This window comes from Methanoculleus sp. MH98A, assembly GCF_000691865.1.
In the GTDB taxonomy this organism is placed as follows: Archaea; Halobacteriota; Methanomicrobia; order Methanomicrobiales; family Methanoculleaceae; genus Methanoculleus.
Genome location: NZ_JMIO01000276.1, coordinates 1 through 805 on the forward strand (window position 1 = coordinate 1; position 805 = coordinate 805).

Sequence of the window (805 nt, forward strand, 5' to 3'; positions counted from 1 at the left end):
TGATCGGTGTGTTGTTCGTCATCACAGAAGGATTGAATGTATTGATACTCTGCTTGATACCGATGCTTTTGGAATCATTGTCAATTCGTTATTACTTACAAATAAGTTAGTAATCTGGTCGGTGTCACACAGGAGGAAAGACTACAACGAGTTGAAAATAGTGATGAGAAATCTGGCTAACTTTTTTGAAGACAAAGGGGTTGCCCAGACTTACACGTCAGAGAGCGTCTATAAATCCTGTGCAACTCAAATTTATCTGACATATCATACCACAGCACTAGTTTATGTCTTGGATCATCTTCAGATGCAGTCTGGTGAGTTTGAGCCTCTTCCACACCTGGGCTTTAACCCCACGAAGGGCGTCTTTGAAAGAGTAACAGTCGCTGCTTTGAGCAAAGCTATTGAATTTGAAACAAATATTTTTGTGGAGAGCGAATTCTCTAAAATATTTGATCAGTATCGCGAGATTGTCCCTTCGCTAAGACAGATATCTTTACCCAGCATTCAAATCCGGCTAAACGACATTATCCAGCAAGTAAACGAACGCGAATCAAAAAAATATCCATTGGTAGAATTTAGATAGCCATTATTTGATCAGCCCCAAGTCTTTTCTTAACTGTTTCAACAGTTCCAGATAATCTTCACTCCGCTTCGCCTCCTCCGTCGACTCGTCCACTTTCCTTGTGGCCTCCTCGACGAGCGCCATCAAGCATGCCGCACAGTAGAGGGCATCGTGGAAAATGACATCACAGAAAAACTTCAAATTCCAGAGGGGTTGACCATGGCCGAGTCTACTGAAGTAAAC

Annotated in this window: 1 protein-coding gene and 1 pseudogene; one reads left to right on the forward strand and one right to left on the reverse strand. The window is 42.2% G+C overall.

All coding sequences use genetic code 11. The annotated features are described in order from the left end of the window. The coding region (locus EI28_RS12955; RefSeq protein ID WP_048115497.1) for a hypothetical protein at window positions 1–583 on the forward strand (583 nt) is incomplete at its 5' end. A 3-nt stretch (window positions 584–586) separates the two neighbouring features. Here the strand turns inward: EI28_RS12955 and EI28_RS12960 are convergent. Further along, window positions 587–805: pseudogene (locus tag EI28_RS12960) on the reverse strand (hypothetical protein); the annotation flags it as partial.